This window comes from Dictyobacter kobayashii (genome assembly GCF_003967555.1).
Lineage (GTDB): Bacteria > Chloroflexota > Ktedonobacteria > Ktedonobacterales > Ktedonobacteraceae > Dictyobacter > Dictyobacter kobayashii.
Window position 1 is genome coordinate 5390122 of sequence record NZ_BIFS01000001.1, and the last position, 16623, is coordinate 5406744.

Annotated in this window: 22 protein-coding genes and 1 pseudogene; 18 read left to right on the forward strand and 5 right to left on the reverse strand. The window is 52.6% G+C overall.

Annotation, left to right across the window (positions count from 1 at the left end):
• The first annotated feature begins 12 nt into the window (after nucleotides 1-12).
• A complete protein-coding gene (locus EL645_RS23765; protein ID WP_126552833.1) occupies nucleotides 13-504 on the forward strand; it encodes a hypothetical protein in 492 nt (163 codons plus the stop codon).
• Here EL645_RS23765 and EL645_RS39505 read toward each other — a convergent pair.
• Nucleotides 499-651, reverse strand: coding sequence for a hypothetical protein (locus tag EL645_RS39505; protein ID WP_161977635.1), 153 nt, complete (start codon nucleotides 649-651; stop codon nucleotides 499-501). The two genes, EL645_RS23765 and EL645_RS39505, sit on opposite strands and share 6 nt — an antisense overlap.
• 42 nt (nucleotides 652-693) lie before the next feature.
• Between EL645_RS39505 and EL645_RS23770 the strand changes: the two genes are divergently transcribed.
• From EL645_RS23770 to EL645_RS23785, 3 genes are all read left to right on the forward strand, one after another.
• Complete coding sequence (locus EL645_RS23770) at nucleotides 694-1113, forward strand: hypothetical protein (protein WP_126552835.1); 420 nt, start codon at nucleotides 694-696, stop codon at nucleotides 1111-1113.
• A gap of 33 nt (nucleotides 1114-1146) precedes the next feature.
• Entirely contained in the window at nucleotides 1147-1602 is a 456-nt protein-coding gene (locus EL645_RS23775) for a hypothetical protein (protein ID WP_126552837.1), read from the forward strand.
• Nucleotides 1603-1927: 325 nt separating this feature from the next.
• Nucleotides 1928-2137 carry a hypothetical protein gene (locus EL645_RS23785; RefSeq protein WP_126552841.1) on the forward strand — a complete coding sequence of 70 codons (210 nt, stop codon included), beginning with the start codon at nucleotides 1928-1930 and terminating at the stop codon, nucleotides 2135-2137.
• Between the two features lie 154 nt (nucleotides 2138-2291).
• Here the strand turns inward: EL645_RS23785 and EL645_RS23790 are convergent, their stop codons facing one another.
• Nucleotides 2292-2654, reverse strand: a complete 363-nt coding sequence (locus tag EL645_RS23790) for a DUF2127 domain-containing protein (RefSeq protein ID WP_126552843.1) — start codon at nucleotides 2652-2654, stop codon at nucleotides 2292-2294.
• 495 nt (nucleotides 2655-3149) lie between these two features.
• On the opposite strand from EL645_RS23790, the pseudogene EL645_RS23795 reads away from it, so the two are divergent.
• The 4 genes and pseudogenes from EL645_RS23795 to lspA all read left to right on the forward strand — a co-directional run bounded on the left by EL645_RS23795 (nucleotide 3150) and on the right by lspA (nucleotide 5815).
• Nucleotides 3150-4117 (forward strand): annotated as a pseudogene (locus EL645_RS23795) (aldo/keto reductase).
• A gap of 113 nt (nucleotides 4118-4230) precedes the next feature.
• A complete protein-coding gene (locus tag EL645_RS23800; protein WP_126552846.1) occupies nucleotides 4231-4503 on the forward strand; it encodes a hypothetical protein in 273 nt (90 codons plus the stop codon).
• 211 nt (nucleotides 4504-4714) lie between these two features.
• Nucleotides 4715-5161, forward strand: a complete 447-nt coding sequence (locus tag EL645_RS23805) for a DUF5990 family protein (protein WP_126552848.1) — start codon at nucleotides 4715-4717, stop codon at nucleotides 5159-5161.
• A 99-nt stretch (nucleotides 5162-5260) separates the two neighbouring features.
• Entirely contained in the window at nucleotides 5261-5815 is a 555-nt protein-coding gene (gene lspA / locus EL645_RS23810) for a signal peptidase II (RefSeq protein WP_161977636.1), read from the forward strand.
• A gap of 188 nt (nucleotides 5816-6003) precedes the next feature.
• On the opposite strand, the gene EL645_RS39510 is transcribed toward lspA, so the two are convergent.
• Entirely contained in the window at nucleotides 6004-6147 is a 144-nt protein-coding gene (locus EL645_RS39510; protein ID WP_161977637.1) for a hypothetical protein, read from the reverse strand.
• 201 nt (nucleotides 6148-6348) lie between these two features.
• Between EL645_RS39510 and EL645_RS23815 the strand changes: the two genes are divergently transcribed.
• The 4 genes from EL645_RS23815 (at nucleotide 6349) to EL645_RS23830 (ending at nucleotide 10052) form a co-directional block, all read left to right on the forward strand.
• Nucleotides 6349-7353, forward strand: a complete 1005-nt coding sequence (locus EL645_RS23815) for a phosphonate dehydrogenase (RefSeq protein WP_126552852.1) — start codon at nucleotides 6349-6351, stop codon at nucleotides 7351-7353.
• 239 nt (nucleotides 7354-7592) lie between these two features.
• Nucleotides 7593-8573 (forward strand): ABC transporter ATP-binding protein, encoded by a 981-nt coding sequence (locus tag EL645_RS23820; protein ID WP_126552854.1) that lies wholly within the window; start codon nucleotides 7593-7595, stop codon nucleotides 8571-8573.
• On the forward strand, nucleotides 8570-9340 hold the full coding sequence (locus tag EL645_RS23825; protein ID WP_126552856.1) for an ABC-2 family transporter protein: 771 nt from the start codon (nucleotides 8570-8572) through the stop codon (nucleotides 9338-9340). The genes EL645_RS23820 and EL645_RS23825 overlap by 4 nt, the downstream gene beginning before the upstream one ends.
• Before the next feature lie 4 nt (nucleotides 9341-9344).
• Nucleotides 9345-10052 carry an ABC transporter permease gene (locus EL645_RS23830; protein ID WP_126552858.1) on the forward strand — a complete coding sequence of 236 codons (708 nt, stop codon included), beginning with the start codon at nucleotides 9345-9347 and terminating at the stop codon, nucleotides 10050-10052.
• A gap of 203 nt (nucleotides 10053-10255) precedes the next feature.
• Here the strand turns inward: EL645_RS23830 and EL645_RS23835 are convergent, their stop codons facing one another.
• Complete coding sequence (locus tag EL645_RS23835; RefSeq protein WP_126552860.1) at nucleotides 10256-10459, reverse strand: hypothetical protein; 204 nt, start codon at nucleotides 10457-10459, stop codon at nucleotides 10256-10258.
• Nucleotides 10460-10891: 432 nt separating this feature from the next.
• Here EL645_RS23835 and EL645_RS23840 point away from each other — a divergent pair, with 432 nt between their 5' ends.
• From EL645_RS23840 to EL645_RS23855, 4 genes are all read left to right on the forward strand, one after another.
• Complete coding sequence (locus EL645_RS23840) at nucleotides 10892-11713, forward strand: slipin family protein (protein WP_126552862.1); 822 nt, start codon at nucleotides 10892-10894, stop codon at nucleotides 11711-11713.
• A gap of 138 nt (nucleotides 11714-11851) precedes the next feature.
• Nucleotides 11852-12328, forward strand: a complete 477-nt coding sequence (locus EL645_RS23845; protein WP_126552864.1) for an Rrf2 family transcriptional regulator — start codon at nucleotides 11852-11854, stop codon at nucleotides 12326-12328.
• Between the two features lie 204 nt (nucleotides 12329-12532).
• Nucleotides 12533-13282 carry a glucose 1-dehydrogenase gene (locus tag EL645_RS23850; RefSeq protein ID WP_126552866.1) on the forward strand — a complete coding sequence of 250 codons (750 nt, stop codon included), beginning with the start codon at nucleotides 12533-12535 and terminating at the stop codon, nucleotides 13280-13282.
• A gap of 485 nt (nucleotides 13283-13767) precedes the next feature.
• Complete coding sequence (locus EL645_RS23855) at nucleotides 13768-14631, forward strand: TrmH family RNA methyltransferase (RefSeq protein ID WP_218031987.1); 864 nt, start codon at nucleotides 13768-13770, stop codon at nucleotides 14629-14631.
• A gap of 142 nt (nucleotides 14632-14773) precedes the next feature.
• Here the strand turns inward: EL645_RS23855 and EL645_RS23860 are convergent, their stop codons facing one another.
• Nucleotides 14774-14998 (reverse strand): hypothetical protein, encoded by a 225-nt coding sequence (locus EL645_RS23860; protein ID WP_126552868.1) that lies wholly within the window; start codon nucleotides 14996-14998, stop codon nucleotides 14774-14776.
• Between the two features lie 379 nt (nucleotides 14999-15377).
• On the opposite strand from EL645_RS23860, the gene EL645_RS23865 reads away from it, so the two are divergent.
• Both EL645_RS23865 and EL645_RS23870 read left to right on the forward strand, forming a co-directional pair.
• Nucleotides 15378-15674 carry a hypothetical protein gene (locus EL645_RS23865; RefSeq protein ID WP_126552870.1) on the forward strand — a complete coding sequence of 99 codons (297 nt, stop codon included), beginning with the start codon at nucleotides 15378-15380 and terminating at the stop codon, nucleotides 15672-15674.
• A 48-nt stretch (nucleotides 15675-15722) separates the two neighbouring features.
• Nucleotides 15723-16538, forward strand: coding sequence for a methyltransferase domain-containing protein (locus tag EL645_RS23870; RefSeq protein WP_161977638.1), 816 nt, complete (start codon nucleotides 15723-15725; stop codon nucleotides 16536-16538).
• Nucleotides 16539-16623: the final 85 nt, after the last annotated feature.

Below are 16623 nucleotides of genomic sequence, written 5' to 3' on the forward strand. Positions count from 1 at the left end.
CAAATGTCATCTATGACAACCGCTGCTTTTTCGTCGGCTTCGAATTCGAATTCGGGTAGTAATAATAATATTATTATTATTACTTTACCCGTTTCGAATTCGAATTACGAGCATGCACAAGAAGCAAAAGATGTCTCTGACCTGTCAATTATGTCACATGTCAGTCCTGACACCTGGGATGACGTCGAAGCTGTTCCGGAAAGACGTGTAACCAGCAAGCAAGCTGAATACGGGATGGACGGTGAGCCTTGCTTTATGGCAGCAAGCGAGCAGCCAGAGTTTCTTGAGGCCCCCACAGAAGATTTTGAGCGGACAAACAAGCAGAAAATCGCTGCAGAAGCTAACAGCGAGTACGCGGTCCCTGACCGTAAGCGTGGCCGTGATCCAAAAACGGCTGAACGCCAGCGGATAGACGCTTTGCTGGCTGAGAGCCGGCGGCCAGCGCCGAGCCGCTGGGATAGAGGCAAAGATGACCCTGCGCCATATCGCCCGCGCCTTTCATGACGTGGCCCGCCCTCGTCGCGTACCCTGGCTACCACCCTCTATCGGCACCTGCTCCAGATCAACACTGTAGACGATCAGTATACCCTGCCCGATCCTGATCTCTACTTCGCGGAAATGATGAAAGAGACCTACACGAGGCTGTGCCATGTACCATTCAGGCTCAGCGATAGCGCCGGGCGCCCAAAGGGGATGCCGCTATTCTTCGCCGACTTGCGTGACCAGGTCATAGAACTGGTGGAGTATACCCGGAGTCTGCGTGAGCGGGATGCCGCCCCTCAGTTCGTGCCAGGATATACACAATCTCAGGGCTATCAATTACCAGATTGGCAGCCCCTTTATCCGCCTGCGACCTTCGATGAGCCTTTATCGGTGGTTGATAACGGCAGCCTCACGAAACTGGTGCAGGCAATCCCTCTGGATGACCAGGAGCTGGTGGCCCAGGCTCGCCGTCTGGACCTCTTTCTGTGTGATGAGGATGCTCACTTGCTGCTCACTGGCGCCGCCTCCGAAGAGCTACGTGAGCAACTCACCTGCGCGGTCCGGCTAGGCTTCTACTACGAGATAAAGGATCGCTACCTGGCGAGCATCGGCATTTATGGACGCTATTGATGTGATGTGGTGTAGAGAGGGGAGGTTGAGTGCATGGCTGCCCAATATGTGGCGCGTATTTCCGAGGCGTTTCCGTTCTGGTGTCAGAAGCTGTTAGACCGTTCAGATTGGGTGTTGTTGGATACTGAAAGTGCTGAGATAGCTGGCAGGCGGGCCGAGGCTGTTGCTATCGCGGTAGTCGACCCGGGTGGCAAGGCGATCTATGACCGTGTGTTTAATCCTTTTCGCGTCCGCCTGACTGGCAGCGGCTTCGAAGATCCGCATGAGCTGGCAAGTTTCGCGCAGCTCTGGGCCGAGTTGGATGATGTGTTACGCGACAAGTTGATCATCAGCTATGGCGCGGTCTACAACTCACAGATCTTGCGCAGGACGGCCGAACTGCGCCAGGTTGAGATGCGTAGTTATGTCTGGCAATGTGTCATGATTGCCTATGCCGAATATTGGGCCGAGCCTGGACACTATGTGGATCATATCGCTGGCCGCGACTGACCGAGGCCTGTCAGCGCCAGTGTGTCCGGCGCCCCGATCATGGCTCCCAGGCGCTGGCCGATGCCCAGGCCACCTGGCAGCTTATCCGTAGCAGCGCCCGAAAACTGCCGGTCGCGCCTTAAAAAATATTGTATCAGGGCGCGGTTAGCAGCATCGCTAACCGCGCTCCAACGGCGTTTTCGCCTGTTTTTGAATAAGATTGGGTATTTACTTCTTGCCGTAAAAAATTTTAATGTACATAAAAACATAAATTGTAATGTATACTGTCTTTAGCTCATGCATACATTGTTTTGAATTTAGTTATATCATTGAAAGGTAATATTGAATGGACCAATGGGAATATTTGCATGTTGGTTTTAAGCCAGGTGAGATCGAAGATGCGACCAGGCACTATGGACAGGATGGCTGGGAGCTCTGCAGTATGATCGTGACGCGCTATCGTAGAGATACGTCGGCGATCGTCATTGAGTCATATGACGCTGAGAAGTTTGCCGCCGTCTTTAAGCGTCGCATCGTTCCGTTCGAAAAGATTTAGCCTCTGCGCAACTTGTAAAAGCAAGCGTTTAAATCTATACCATTATCATAGCTACTTAACATGAAACCGATTTTCATGCCACAGAAAAAAGGGAAGGCATGTTTAATATATCCTCCCTTATTTCTGTATGATGGTAAAACCTGGTAGACATTAATCAGGTGCGGAACGCGGCACGTACATGGCGGTCAGCAAACAGGTAGATCAAAATTGCCAGAGCGATAATAGTTTGCACCAGGGAAGCAGTATTGCCGGTGACCAGGAGGTAAATGCCGTACAAGACAGTCAGGGCGCTCAATACCGCCGTCACCCAGAAGGCCCAGGGTTTTAACGTCCACAGTCCCCAGGCGAGCACCAGACTAATAATCCCTTGTACGATGCCGATTATGCCAAGGGTTGTGTTGACATTCAGCAGCAAGATGCCACCGATGACTTCTAAGACACCACCGATGGCTTCAAGTATTGCCAGGATAGTTACCCCTCTTGGACGTTGGCGAGTTGCAAGAGTGTTGTCTACCATAACTTGTAATCTCCCTTATAAAGATGACTAAGATAATTAAGTAGTTAAACCACATATATAAGTATTTGATCGCTTGATTATTATACGTGCATAGAGATAAATAAAGATTCAAATTGGTTTGTGCAATAAAAGATGTCTCTTGGTGAATGAGTTGACTTATTGAGATAGCAGTGCGTTGTTGGTTTTAAAATGTCGTGGCATGATTTATTGCTTTGGAAGCTCCATATCAATTGCTACTACTAGAAACAGGGATAAGTTGTCCATGTATAGCAAAACTATCTGCTAGCAGGCCTATGGGACAATTGACATTCTTATAGCCAAAGGAATATATATAAGACTTTTTAGACTGGTGATACCTTTTCTAAAATGAGCACTGTGTTCTCTCTGACTTGCATGTGGCGTGTATTAATAATGAATGTAGGTGGCCATGATGTTGAGTATATTCCTATCTCTATTATTGTTTGCATTGTCTGCTAAGAAATGAGGAGTGAAGCGATGCGTTATAAGACATTGGGACGGACGGGGCTGGATGTCTCGGTGCTGTGTTTAGGGACGATGGCCTTTGGCCGTTGGATCGATGAGTTGACTTCTCGCTTGATTGTTGATGCGGCCTTCGAGCATGGCATTACATTTATCGATACCGCCGATTATTATGGAAAGGGGCAGGATACCGAATTTCCCCATGGTACGGGCGCCGCGGAGGAGATTCTGGGTCGGTCTCTGAAGGGGAGAAGAGATGCAGTGGTGCTGGCTACGAAGGTGGGTTTGCCGATGGGGCATGGCAAGAATGAGGCGGGCCTGTCGCGTGTCCATGTGATGCGTGAGGTGGAGCAGTCGCTGCGCCGCTTGCAAACCGATTATATTGATCTCTATCAGGCTCACCTCTTTGATGCTCATACGCCGCTTGAGGAGACGTTGCGTGCCTTCGATGACCTCGTTCACCAGGGTAAGGTGCGCTATATCGGCTGCTCCAACTATGCCGCCTGGCAGATTGCCAAATCCCATGGGATCAGTGAGAAGATGAATCTGGAGAAGTATATCTCGGTGCAGCCGCCATATAACCTGCTCAACAGGGACATTGAGCAGGAGTTGCTCCCGTTTTGTGTCTCTGAAGGCGTTGGTACCATGGTTTACAGTCCGCTGGCGCGTGGACTGTTGTCCGGCAAATATAAAAACATGGATGACGTGCCGCCCGAGAGCCGCGCCGCCCATGGCGAAGTGTTGCTCAAGCGCCTTTTCACCGAGCGCAACTTCGGCCTGGTCGATAGCTATCGCACCCTGGCCGAGAAAAACAACGTCAGTTTATCGCAATTCGCCCTGGCCTGGGTTCTGAATCAGCCGCGCGTGACCTCCGCTATCCTGGGGCCAGTAAGGTCGAGCACATCACAGATGCCATAGCGATCTGTGACTGGCAGTGGCCAAAAGAGCTGCTCAAAGAGGTCGATCAGATTTATCGTGCCTGACACGTTACTGTTTAGCTGTTTTGGGTGTTCCTGAATGCTTTGTCTTGACAGGGTGGAATGTATGTTCTATTGTATGTGATACAACCATAAATGGCAAAGGAACAGGTGGTAGTATGAGACAGGCACGCAGGCGTCTCTTCTTCTTATGCGCCCGGCGTTCGGTGCGGGCGTTGCTGGCGGCCAGCCTGCTGACGGCTCAGGAGGAGGAATTGTGGGATGTGTGGATTGCCCCTGGCACTTTCACGTCACAGGAGCTTGACCTGGTGCGCCAGGTTTTGTCTGAAGCTGCTGTGCCGTTACTGAGCTCACCACAGACCACCGAGCCATCCTTCGCCTTGTCCTGGGACGAAGGCGTGGTGTTGTGTAGCGGGGCTGCTGATCAGTGACCCTTCATTCCTAACGCCGGTCGGCGTCAACTCTGGTCCGTTGAGGACCTACCTTCACCTGACTTGCCAGTGGAGGAGCAATTGCGTGTCTATCGCCGCCTTCGTATCGCACTCACGCAGGCTATCAGGATGAACCTGCTCCTGCCTCGAAAATTAGCGCTGCTGCCACAACGTAAATAGCGATGGATGAGCTATAAAAAGGAATTGTTATATGGTCAAAAAACAGGATGAGACCCGGGTTGTCCATTTACATTTGACGTGTTTACAATCATTAGAACGTAGCTGCAATTATGAGCAGACCGTGTCAGGTCTGCAGGATCGTCAGCAGGGACTCCTCGCCGGGCAATTGCACGCTAATGATTCTGTTTCTTATAGTACTGAGGTCCTCGTTATTTCTGACGACAAGGCTGGTAAGGTTCGTTTTCGTGGTCCCTATGTGCATGGTACGCCAACCGTCTCCTTCCTCTACCTTAGTTTAAGGCGATCCGATCCCGAGCAGCCTGCCTGGATCAAGCGGCTGAAGATTCCCTTGCCTGACATCACATGGGATGAGATTACGCAGGCGCCTGAAGGCTGCGTTTATGCGGTGCGGGTTGCAGGCACCGGGGCTGGCACCGTTTCTTTACTTGATGGCGGTTGGCAGCGGCAGAATGATTAATCCTCTGTTTTAGCAATGTAGCCGGGTGGGGGACTCGATTGCTTTTCAGCTATGCTTGTGGTAAAAGATAGGTATATTTTGATAACTGGATGGAATGCCATGAAGACCAAAAATGAAGCGATCTCCCACATAATAGCTATTCTTAGCGCCGTTTGTGTAGTTATACTCGACCAATGGAGCAAGAATCAGGTCGTGGCCCACCTGAGCCCGCCTGATAGTGGCCGCAGCGTGTCGGTGCTGGGTGACTATTTGACGCTCTACTATGTGCAGAACTGGAATTCAGCCATGGGCCTCCTGACCAATCCTGTGTTACTGGGTGTGCTGATTGTCATTGCGCTGGTGGTGTTGATCTCATTCTACTGGCGCCTGTTCCGCACGGGACCGCTGGTCTACAAAGTGCTCTTTGGCCTGATCCTGGGTGGCGCGGCCGGCAATATCCTTGATCGCTTTATTCGTGGCGGTTACGTGGTCGATTTTATCTATTTCCGCCTGCCGCAGATTGGCTTTAAGTTCTATATATTTAATATAGCGGATGCGGCGATCTCTGTCGGGGTGGCCCTTCTCTTTATACTGTTGCTCTTCTCCGATTCCCGTCGCTCAAAAGAACATACAGATACTGTACAGTCTGCCAGTACCTCGGGCAAGCTTTCATAATATATGTAATTACCCTATCACAAAGCAGTGGGCTCGGCGGTTTGCTTGTCGAGCTCACATCCCGGCTATCGATGGCCGTAAATGCCTTTCTGGTGTATAGGATGGCAGGAAGCGTAGCAGATCATTCATGGCGTCATTCCACTGGTCGATCAGCACATGTTGGTCTCGGACCAGTTGCTCGCGACGATTTAAGACCGCGAAATAGCCCCCAGGCTCTCCTGTTCCAGAGCCTGGTTCATCTTCTGCTCCATCAAGGTATCTAGCTCGCGAATGTGCAGCGTTAACTCCTGTACGCGCTGGATTGCCTCTTGATACGTTGCTACTTCTCTCATCAACTTTCTCCTGCCGGTGCGCCTTTAGCGACCGCTTTGCCTATCCTTCTGCGACAGAAATTGTCTGCGCTGATGATTGTCAGCGTATCTCGTAGTATTTATCGATGTCAAACACAGCCTGTTCATAGGTACGGTTTTGAGTTATGCTAACAAGTAGTAGATTATATTTAGTATGTATGAGAAATGAGTCGGGTAGTAATAATGACCAGGCCAAGTGTGGTGGTGACCCACCGTGTACATCCTGAAGTGTTGCAGTTGCTTGAGCAGTTCTGTACTGTGGTGCCCAATCAGAGCGCTGAGACGTTGCCGCGGGCGGAGATATTGGCGCGGGCGCGCTCTGCCCAGGGCTTGCTGGCGTTTATGCCGGATTGGGTGGATGAGGCGTTCCTGGCGGCCTGCCCTGAACTGCGCGTGGTGGCGGGTGCCCTCAAGGGTTATGATAATTTTGATGTCGCCGCCTGCACGCGCCGTGGTGTCTGGCTGACGATTGTTCCTGATCTGTTGACGGTCCCGACCGCTGAACTGGCGGTGGGCTTATTGTTGGGCCTTACCCGCCACCTGCATGAGGGGGATCGTCTTGTGCGCAGTGGTAGCTATCATGGCTGGCGGCCACAACTATACGGGACCGGCCTGACCGGGCGCGCCGTGGGTATCCTGGGCCTGGGAGCTGTCGGCCGGGCCTTAGCACGGCGGCTGGCAGGCTTTGATGTTAAGCTGCTCTATTTCGATGCTGTGCGCCTGGATGAGCAGCAAGAAGAGCGTCTGGGTGTGCGCTATGCCACCCTTGATGAGCTGCTGACCGGCAGTGAGATTATCTTTCCTTTGCTCCCCTTGAACCGTGAGACGCGGCACCTCTTTGATGCGGCCTGCCTGGCTCGTCTGTGTCGAGGCGCGCTCTTGATCAATGTTGGGCGCGGCTCGATTGTGGATGAGCAGGCGGTCGCGGCCGCCCTGTCCACTGGCCAGCTTGGAGGCTATGCTGCCGATGTCTTTGAGTTAGAGGATTGGGCGCTGCCAGACCACCCTCAGCAGGTCCCGCCTGCCTTGCTGGCCGATGTCGCCCACACCTTCTTTACCCCTCACCTGGGAACCGCAGTGGCCGAGGCCAGGCTGGCCATCGAGCTGGAGGCCGCCCACAATATCCTGCAAGTCTTCCAGGGAAGCATCCCTCAGGGAGCTGTCAATCGCCCTGCTACCTTCAGGTAAAACCTTCAACATCAGATGGAGGGTTTTATCGCTCTGGGTTCTGCCTGATTCGTCCATTGAGCCAGTCAGGCAGAACCCAGAGCGGTAAAGTGCTTTAAACCCTCTACACTTGCATATGTGTTGTATGGTTTAGATGTTGCCAATAAAGCAAGGCCGGCCCGGGCAGCATAGCATGTGTATAAGCATGCCTGAAGCAAGAGTGTAATAGACCTTACAGAAATGTGGAGGGAGGCATTACTATGTCTGGAATTGCTGTCAATCATCTTTCCATGCGCTATAAAGTTCCTGTGCGTGAGGCTGGCTTACAGGCGGCATTGGGCTCGTTGTTTCGGCGCCGCTATCGTGAGGTGCAGGCGGTACAGGACATCTCGTTCTCCATCGAACCTGGCGAGCTGGTGGGCTTCATTGGCCCTAATGGGGCGGGTAAGACAACAACCCTGAAAATGTTGAGTGGCATCCTGCATCCCAGTGGTGGGACGGTGCGTGTGCAGGGCTTTACGCCCTGGAGCCGTGAGGTGCCCTTTTTGCGCTCGATCGCCTTGATCCGTGGCAGCCAGCCGATTGGTGGCCCAACCGAGTTGACGGTGTTGGACTCGCTGCGCTTTCAGCAAACGATCTATGATGTTTCGGTGCTGGATTTCCAGAAGAACCTGGCCGAGTTGACCGAGCTGCTGGACCTGGAGCAACTGCTGGGCCGCCAGGTGCGTGCCCTGAGCCTGGGTGAGCGGATGCGCTGTGGTCTGGCGCTCTCCTTGATCTACCGTCCTCGCGTCCTCTTCCTGGATGAACCGACGCTGGGTCTGGATGTGATGGCCGTTGGCATGATGCGCCGTTTTATCGCCAGCTATTGCCGCCGCACCGGTGCGACGGTCCTGCTGACCAGCCACTACATGGTGGACGTGGAGACCCTCTGTAACCGCATTATCCTGATTGACAAAGGTATCATCAAATACGATGGCGACCTGAACGGGCTCACGGCCCGGCTGTCTCCCACCAAGCTTCTACGGGTGACGATTTCTGATAGCCACAACCATGATTGGCAGAGCTACGGCGAGCTAGTTGAGTTGAATGGAGCTACGGCTGTGTTGCGCCTCCCGCGTGAGCAGGTGCCCGGGCTGACGGCCCGCCTGCTCGCCGAATTGGAGGTCTCCGATCTATCGGTAGAGGAGCCGCCGCTGGAGAGTGTGATCGACCAGATCTACCGGGAGGGTGTGCTATGAAGCGCTTGCTCCGTTTGTTGCTGATGGCTACCTGGCGGCAGATCCTGCAGTGGCTGGCCTGGCGCTCTTTCCTGCTTACGATGGTTATTAATCAGGCTGTCGCGCCCCTGCTGGGCCTGGCGATCTGGACCGTCGCCCTGCCTGGCAGTTCGACCATCTCGACCTACTACATCGCTTTGCTGGTGAGCCAGCTCCTGACCGTCTCGTATGAGCAGCATACCTTCTCCAATGGTATCTATGCCGGCGAACTGAGTCATGACCTGCTCAAACCGCAGCCGGTGGTGCTGGGACCGCTAGGTGCCAACATCGCTCTGCGTTTCTGGCATATCATGATCGGCCTGCCCCTGATCCTGCTGCTGGAGCTCATTACCCACGCCCACTTTGCCCTCACGGACATCCTGTTCGCCCTACCGGCACTCTTACTGGCGGCCATCTTGCGCTTTTTGTTTACCTATCTCCTCTCGCTCTCGGCTTTCTGGACCGAGCAGGCGCACGGCGTGGCTGGCTTTGGTGAGACGCTGCTCTTTCTGCTGGGTGGCTCTGCGGTCCCGATCCCGCTTTTCCCCTCCAATCTGCGTCTTTGGGGGGAGGCGCTACCATTCCGCGCCATGCTTGGTTTTCCGGCCGAGATCGTCAGCGAGCATCTCGCGCCGCCAGCATTGCTGCTCGGCTATGGCTGGCAGCTGCTCTGGATTATTCTCTTTCTAGCCGGGGTTATGCTGGCCTGGCAGGCTGGTGTGCGTCGCTATACCGCGATTGGAGGGTAAAACCATGCGTATCCTAAGAATCTTTGCTTTGATCTTCTCGCTCTCCCTGCGCCGTGAGCTGACTTTTCGTGCTAACTTCCTGTTCCAGATCTTGATGACCTTGATCGGGATCGGCTCTGGCTGGATCGCCCTGAGCCTGATCTATACCCAGACGCACGCGCTGGCTGGTTGGAGCGAGGGGGAGGCCATCATCCTGCTTGGCACCTTTCAACTGGTGAGCGGTTTCCTGGCTGCCTGCATCGAGCCAAATCTGAGCTGGTTTGGTGGCCAGATCAAAGATGGCCGCTTCGACCATCTTCTCTTGCGGCCGATCTCCAGCCTCTTCATGGCCAGCCTGGGTAGCTGTGCCCCGCTAGCGCTCTCCCAGGTTCTGCTGGGCCTGATCGTCATTTTCGTCGGCCTCAACCAGATCCATATCGTCCCCACCCTCTGGAGCTGGCTTAGCTGGTTCCTATTGCTCGCGGTCGGCTGTACCCTCACCTGGGCCTCCCGTGTCCTGCTCGCCTGCCTGGCCTTCTGGACCCCCTCTATCGAGCTAGATGTCCTCTACTCCGCTGCCTGGCAGTTTGGGCGCTACCCCATCGATATCTACCGCCAGCCCCTGCGCCTCCTCCTGATCTCCGTTATTCCTATAGCTTTTGTCTCCACCTTCCCCACCCAGTCCCTCACCCGTGGCCCCAACCCCTCACCCTCCTCCTCGGTCTCGCTTTAGGCCTCCTGGCCATCCTACTTACCCACCTTACCTGGCAACGCGGCCTGCGCCGCTACACCAGTGCCACCTCATAGATCGCCCAAAGTGTACGTGCGGGGCTTGCCCCCGCTTTTTCCGTTCCTGCTCGAAAAATTAGAATAACAACGATGCGTATCGGTTCGAGGCTTATCCCCGAATCGATACGCATCGTTGGGCTAGCACAGTTATAGCTTATTCAACGCTAATCTCACATCATCAAGCACTACCGGGGTGAGATCATTGTTCGCACGAGCCATCTCGGCCACGTGCCAGGCTCTATCCCATTCTTCTCGGTAGGGGGCATCTTTCTGGACCTTCTTTTTCGCATAGTCGCTCAGGTACCTCTCCAGGCGTATGGTAAGTCGCATCTGTGTGATGGGATCACCCATGGTTTTATTTTACCTCGATCAAATGAATCCTTAGCAGCAGTCCAGTTACCTCTTCCGCTAGCTCAGGAAAAGCATGCATGTTTTTGGCCTACGCTGTCAGACTCATAGGAAGTTCTATGCGACTCTTTAAGTATACACTATCTGTTGGTGACGCGTAATAAATATCAAGTTATGCGGTGTCGACATTATTTTTTGACGTAATCATTTATAGCTAAACCATTATAATAAAATGAAGTAAAGAGTGTTAGATTGTCAGACGATATTGCTTTAAACCTGATAATTTGCTAGTATAATCTCATAAATTAAATACCATACCTGTTTTTGTTGACAATGCTTTATCTGTCATGTACACTGTTGTATATAGCTTTATCTGCATAGCTTTACCTCATTTCTATTGCGGCTGGTGCTCCTAAAGCCATAAGGAGGCTTGCCATGGGTCTACTGGTATGGGCTCTACTTGGCGTTATCGTCCTTGTTATTGCATTTCTCTTCCTCTCGGCTATTCGTATCGTACAGCAATATGAGCGTGGCGTAATCTTTGTGCTGGGACGCTTGATCGGTGCCAGGGGGCCGGGCCTCTTTCTTGTCCCACCGTTCATTTCACAGATGCGTACCGTCGATCTGCGTATCGTCACGCACACCGTGCCGCCGCAAGAGATCATCTCACACGATAACGTGACGCTTAAAGTAACGGCGGTCCTCTACTTCAATGTCGTCGATCCAGTGGCGGCCGTCGTCAATGTGGTGAACTTTAAACAGGCCACCACCCTGATCGGGCAAACATCCTTACGCAATGTCCTGGGCCAATCGGACCTGGATGAACTGCTAACGGAGCGCAGCAAGATTAATCATCAGCTGCAAGTGATTATCGATGAGCATACTTCGCGCTGGGGCGTGAAGGTAACGGCCGTCGAGGTGAAGGATCTGGAGTTGCCGATCTCAATGCAGCGTGCCATGGCCAAGCAGGCCGAGGCAGAGCGTGAGAAGCGCGCGAAAGTGATCCATGCCCAGGGTGAGTTACAGGCCTCGACCCAGCTGGCGCGTGCCGCTGAAGTGTTGGGAGCTGAACCGGCCGCCTTACAGCTACGTTATCTGCAAACCCTGACCGAAATCGCCATCGAGAAGAATTCAACCATTATCTTCCCGCTACCGATGGATCTGGTCAAGCCATTGATGCAGATGACACAACACCAGGGTAGCGTACAGGTTCAGGAGCTCTCGAACGATTCTCATCGCGAGGGCGTTCTGACATAATAAGTCCTGTTCACTTCAAGCGGGAAGGCACTTTCCAAAGCACGCTCTTACGTAGCTTTGGGCTTTCTTGCTATACCCACTTGACAATTCTTCTCATTGCAACTATACTGGTTACAATGAGAAGAGGAGAGCATACATATGAGACCTAATAGCCATTTTACTATCGCGCTGCACACTTTAACCTGGATTGCTCTTGCGTCACAACAACAGGATAGCATCACCTCAGATCAAATAGCGGGAAGTGTCAACACGAATCCCGTCTTTATCCGGCGGATTCTGGGAATGCTGCACAAAGCCAATCTGGTCAATGTGCAACGTGGAACAGGCTCTGGATGGACATTGACACGTCCTCCTGAAAAGATATCCCTGCTGGAGGTCTATCAAGCAGTTGAGCAATCGCCGCTTTTTGAACTGCACCATTCGCTTCCCAACCAGAAATGTGTCATCGGAAAAGGCATCCAGCCAGCATTGACACGTTTCTACAGCGATACAGAGGCTGCGATGAAGCGACAGCTGGCTCAGAGTACTGTGGCTGACGTTCTCGCTGAGACATTGACTCCTTCTTCTCAAGCTACGCAAACAAGAGTGAACCCTGGTATTCTAGATCCTGACTAAATTGTGGTGTTCTTCAGATATGAGGAGACCCACTCTTTTTTTATTGGCAAATGTAACTAGTATAGTTACATTTGCGCGGCAAAGAGCGAGCAAGGAGTTTCTTTAGCTCTCTTATATAGCATCATCAGTCTGTTCTATGAGTATCGATAGAACATGGTAAAGCGTTTTTGAATCAATACTCGCTTTCATACAAAGGAAAAACACATGAATAAGCTTGAAGGAAAAGTCGCCGTCATCACGGGTGGTAACAGTGGCATTGGCCTCGCCACGGCTCAGCGCTTCGTCGCAGAGGGCGCCTATGTTTACATCACTGGTCGCCGTCAAAGTGAACTGGATGCTGCGGTACGGCAGATTGGCAAGAACGTGACAGCGGTTCAGGGAGATGTCTCAAACCTCGCAGATCTTGATCGTCTGTATGCCACCGTGCAGCAGCAACATGGCCACATAGATATCGTTTTCGCAAACGCCGGAGTTGGGGAATTCGTTCCCCTGGGGAAGATTTCCGAAGCTCACTTCGACAAAATATTCGACATCAATGTCAAAGGGTTGCTCTTCACGGTGCAAAAGGCGCTCCCGCTCTTGCGGGATGGTAGTTCGATCATTCTGACCGCTTCAAGCACCGCGAACAAAGGAACAGAGGCCTTTAGTGTGTACAGTGCATCTAATGCGGCGATCCGCTCATTCGCACGCAGTTGGATACTGGACCTGAAAGCCCGTAAGATCCGCGTTAACGCCGTCAGTCCTGGTCCAACCAATACCCCTGGTTCTGACGACTTAGTAACGACAGAAGAGGAGCGTAAGCAGTTCAAGGCAAGTGCTGCGGCCAGCGTTCCATTGGGACGTATGGGCGAGCCTGACGAAATTGCGAAAGCTGTTGTGTTCCTGGCGTCGGATGACAGTAGTTTTATTACTGGTATCGAACTGGCCATCGATGGGGGCCAGGCACAGATCTAAGGGTGTGTTTTGGAAAGTCCCTTCTCCGCTTGAAGTGGGCTATGCATGCCTGGTCTCTTGTCTACAAGGTTCCCTTTTGTGCCGATCTCATCTTTTTAGAGTATACCTCATGGTCTGCTAAATTTTGGGATTTGCATATTGACACCGATTACTCTGCATGGTACATTTTGCATATGATTTCTTCATATTTACGTATCATCAGGGATAATGTCCCTGCCTCCTTGTAAGCGCTTGGTTCAGGCTCGCAAGGAGGCTAAATCTCAATTTGAAGAGTATCTCTCTCTTCTTCTACTGATGTAGCTTGACATGCATCGGTGTATAGTGTTTTGCCTTTTTTACCCTTCCCCTCTTTGGTGTGTCTGGGCCAGGCTCTCCTCATGTCCTGGCCGCCTCTACCATTGCTTACACATGTTTTCCCTTTTTCAGAGGTTGGCTGAGACTTTTGATTTTGTTGTCTCACATACATCTGGAAAGCAGACAAACTCATGGCAAAACAGCAGCATCAGCATCATACTCTGACAGAACAACATACTACGCTTGCTCTCTTTTCTGATACCATCATTACGAGCAGGAATAATCCCAAGATCAAACAGCTGCGTACCCTTTTGAAGCGCCCTGAGCGCGAGCGCACTGGCCTGGCCTTGATTGAAGGGCTGTGCCAGGTCATCGAGGCTTTGCAGCAGCCGGGCCGCGTGTGCCAGCTGATTGTGGCCCCTGACGTGTTGAAGAGCCAGCAGGCCTGGGAACTGGTCGAAGCGTACAAGCAACAGGGACTGCCCTGGCTGTATGTCAGTGCCGACGTGTTGGAGTGTCTCTCCCTCAAGTATGCTCAGCAAGGCATTGTCGCCGTTATCCCCCAGCGTTGGGAGTCGCTCAAGGAGCTGCGACTTTCAACGGGCGACTATTGGGTGGCGTTGGAGGCGATCCAGGACCCTGGTAACCTGGGGACTATCCTGCGTACCTGCGACGCGACTGGCTGCCGTGGCCTGTTTTTGCTGGATCACGCCGCCGATCCATATGATCCGGTCGCGTTACGCGCCAGTCGTGGGGCGATCTTGTCGCGCCGCCTGGTCAAGGCCTCTTTCCAGGACTTTGTGGACTGGAAACGCCTGCATCACTATCCGGTGATTGGCACCTCGGATGCGGCCGCTGTCCATTATCGCCAGGTCGGTTATCCGTCACCCGCCATTCTGCTCATGGGTAGCGAGCGCCAGGGCCTCTCTCAGGAGCAGCAGGCGGCCTGCGACCTCGTGGTCAGCATCCCGATGCGTGGCAACAGCGATTCACTCAACGTCGCGGTTGCCACCGCCGTCGTGCTCTACGAAGCCATCCAAGAAGACACCTATTGACCCTGACACATACCTTAGAGGATGGAGCCCCATCCTCTAAGGCTCGTGCCCCGTTTGCCAGACACTTATAAATGAGCCGGCCGCGTTTCTCGTTGCGAGCCCGCAACGATATGCGGGGTTCCCAGGAAAAAGCCGTCAGGACTCAAGCTTTGCGGAACCGCAATAGGGCGGCGATCTTTTGTCCCAGCCAGCTCGCTCCCGTTGTTGGCGCTCCTACCTGCTCGCCATCAAATGTGGGTGGAATTGCTGTGGCTACTTGATTCGATTTTTGCTGGACACGCTGTTGCTTTTGATGGGCATGCTGTTGCTGTTTTTGTTGTTGTTTTCTGCGTTGTCGCAATGCTTTCTTTGCGCCAGGTTTCGACATAATATGTACCTCTTTTATTTCTATATAGAAAAGGCAGCAAGAATCTGGTGCAACTCCTCCTCTGATAAGGGTGAATGGGGAAATGTGTCTCCACTGGTCGGCAAACTCTTCGAACAGCAAGCGTGGTATGATGGTCGCCAGCCCACCCGCATAATATATTTTCGCCCTTCCCTGCTCAATAATCACGCAATTAGCACGGTACCCCATCTCCTGGCTCCCCCAAATTTTACTAATGACAATAAGGATATTTGTATATGTTGTACCATTTCATGAAAATACAAGTTTTGTCCAATAACATTATTATTCGTAACTTAGACAATAGAAAGATCGTTACATAAATATAAACGTCTGCCTACTTAAAAAATATTATAGGAGTTATATGAGCCTTAACAATAGCAAACTCACGCAGCCGATGCCTCTTCTGCTTACAGCTATAGCAGGTGGATATGTAGGTATCGGGATGTATTGGCTGGAGACTTTTCTGTTCAAGCATACGCTATGGATGCTTCTTGTTGGCATCGTCTCTGCCATGCTTGGATTTTTTATCATAATCCGCGCCAGGTTTATCCAACAAAGTCGTTTCTATATACCGCTTACCGTGCTGCTTGCATTGTGTTCCGTCATATACATTGTCATGATGACCCTTCTTTTGATGAATGGCTGGCTTCCCTCTTGACTCTCAGGTAACATGAGGCTGTATGCTTCCTTCCGAAAGGACGGAACTATGCAGAAACCTGTTAATGATGTGTCTCAGTTTCATGCGGTTGATCAAACTACCAATCCTACGTTTTTCTCTCAATTCATGGATACTTCGCACGCGCTACACGCGACGCGGCTCTACCAACAAGAGATGATTGCGCGACTGGCGCTGGCAGCTGGCACGACGGTCCTGGACGTTGGCTGTGGGACCGGTCAGGATACTCAGGAGCTGATACCGGCTGCCGGGCCGCATGGCCGCGTGGTCGGTATCGATAACAGCGAAACGATGCTACAGGTGGCTCGTGCCCGCGCTGAGCAGGCGCAGCTTCCTGTAGAGTATGTGCGGGCCGATGCCACTCAACTTCCCTTTGAAGATGCAAGCTTTGATGGCTGCCGCGCCTCACGTGTGCTCAGTCATCTGAGCGAACCCGCGCTGGGGCTGGCCGAAATGGTACGTGTCGCGCGGCCGGGTGCCCAGATCGTTGTTGCTGATGGTGATATGGAGCTAATCATTGTCGATATAGCCGACCGCCACCTGGTCCGCAAGATTGTCCATGCGGCCTGCGAGCAGATGCAGCACCCCTGGCTTGGACGACAGTTGCCGCGCCTCTTCCAGGAGGCCGGTCTTCATAACATCAGGATCGATGGCCGTATGATGCAGCTCGATTACACATTTTTCCAACTGGTCTTTCGCGGCCTCCTGCAGCGTGCCCAGGACAGCGGCTCGCTCTCAACCGATGACCTCACCCGCTTCTGGAGCGCTCTGAAGCAGGCCGAAGAAGAACAACACTTCTTCGCCGGTGCGGTTGGCTTCATCGTAAGCGGCCAGAAACCCTTCTAAAACCCAACTCCCTGAAACCAAAGCAGCAATAATAAAGATCTATACGTGCGGGGCTTGTCCCCGCTTTTATGCTTTCCTGCCCGAA

Excerpts from the sequence above, each read along its gene's own strand:
- EL645_RS23800 (WP_126552846.1), top strand. The coding sequence starts at position 4,231 with ATGAGACAGGCACGCAGGCGTCTCTTCTTCTTATGCGCCCGGCGTTCG.
- EL645_RS23765 (WP_126552833.1), top strand. The coding sequence starts at position 13 with ATGACAACCGCTGCTTTTTCGTCGGCTTCGAATTCGAATTCGGGTAGT.
- EL645_RS23855 (WP_218031987.1), top strand. The coding sequence starts at position 13,768 with ATGGCAAAACAGCAGCATCAGCATCATACTCTGACAGAACAACATACT.
- EL645_RS23775 (WP_126552837.1), top strand. The coding sequence starts at position 1,147 with ATGGCTGCCCAATATGTGGCGCGTATTTCCGAGGCGTTTCCGTTCTGG.
- EL645_RS23835 (WP_126552860.1), bottom strand. The coding sequence starts at position 10,459 with ATGGGTGATCCCATCACACAGATGCGACTTACCATACGCCTGGAGAGG.
- EL645_RS23850 (WP_126552866.1), top strand. The coding sequence starts at position 12,533 with ATGAATAAGCTTGAAGGAAAAGTCGCCGTCATCACGGGTGGTAACAGT.
- lspA (WP_161977636.1), top strand. The coding sequence starts at position 5,261 with ATGAAGACCAAAAATGAAGCGATCTCCCACATAATAGCTATTCTTAGC.
- EL645_RS23805 (WP_126552848.1), top strand. The coding sequence starts at position 4,715 with ATGGTCAAAAAACAGGATGAGACCCGGGTTGTCCATTTACATTTGACG.
- EL645_RS23815 (WP_126552852.1), top strand. The coding sequence starts at position 6,349 with ATGACCAGGCCAAGTGTGGTGGTGACCCACCGTGTACATCCTGAAGTG.
- EL645_RS23770 (WP_126552835.1), top strand. The coding sequence starts at position 694 with ATGCCGCTATTCTTCGCCGACTTGCGTGACCAGGTCATAGAACTGGTG.
- EL645_RS39505 (WP_161977635.1), bottom strand. The coding sequence starts at position 651 with ATGGCACAGCCTCGTGTAGGTCTCTTTCATCATTTCCGCGAAGTAGAG.
- EL645_RS23840 (WP_126552862.1), top strand. The coding sequence starts at position 10,892 with ATGGGTCTACTGGTATGGGCTCTACTTGGCGTTATCGTCCTTGTTATT.
- EL645_RS23820 (WP_126552854.1), top strand. The coding sequence starts at position 7,593 with ATGTCTGGAATTGCTGTCAATCATCTTTCCATGCGCTATAAAGTTCCT.
- EL645_RS39510 (WP_161977637.1), bottom strand. The coding sequence starts at position 6,147 with ATGAGAGAAGTAGCAACGTATCAAGAGGCAATCCAGCGCGTACAGGAG.
- EL645_RS23785 (WP_126552841.1), top strand. The coding sequence starts at position 1,928 with ATGGACCAATGGGAATATTTGCATGTTGGTTTTAAGCCAGGTGAGATC.
- EL645_RS23825 (WP_126552856.1), top strand. The coding sequence starts at position 8,570 with ATGAAGCGCTTGCTCCGTTTGTTGCTGATGGCTACCTGGCGGCAGATC.
- EL645_RS23870 (WP_161977638.1), top strand. The coding sequence starts at position 15,723 with ATGCAGAAACCTGTTAATGATGTGTCTCAGTTTCATGCGGTTGATCAA.
- EL645_RS23845 (WP_126552864.1), top strand. The coding sequence starts at position 11,852 with ATGAGACCTAATAGCCATTTTACTATCGCGCTGCACACTTTAACCTGG.
- EL645_RS23860 (WP_126552868.1), bottom strand. The coding sequence starts at position 14,998 with ATGTCGAAACCTGGCGCAAAGAAAGCATTGCGACAACGCAGAAAACAA.
- EL645_RS23830 (WP_126552858.1), top strand. The coding sequence starts at position 9,345 with ATGCGTATCCTAAGAATCTTTGCTTTGATCTTCTCGCTCTCCCTGCGC.
- EL645_RS23865 (WP_126552870.1), top strand. The coding sequence starts at position 15,378 with ATGAGCCTTAACAATAGCAAACTCACGCAGCCGATGCCTCTTCTGCTT.
- EL645_RS23790 (WP_126552843.1), bottom strand. The coding sequence starts at position 2,654 with ATGGTAGACAACACTCTTGCAACTCGCCAACGTCCAAGAGGGGTAACT.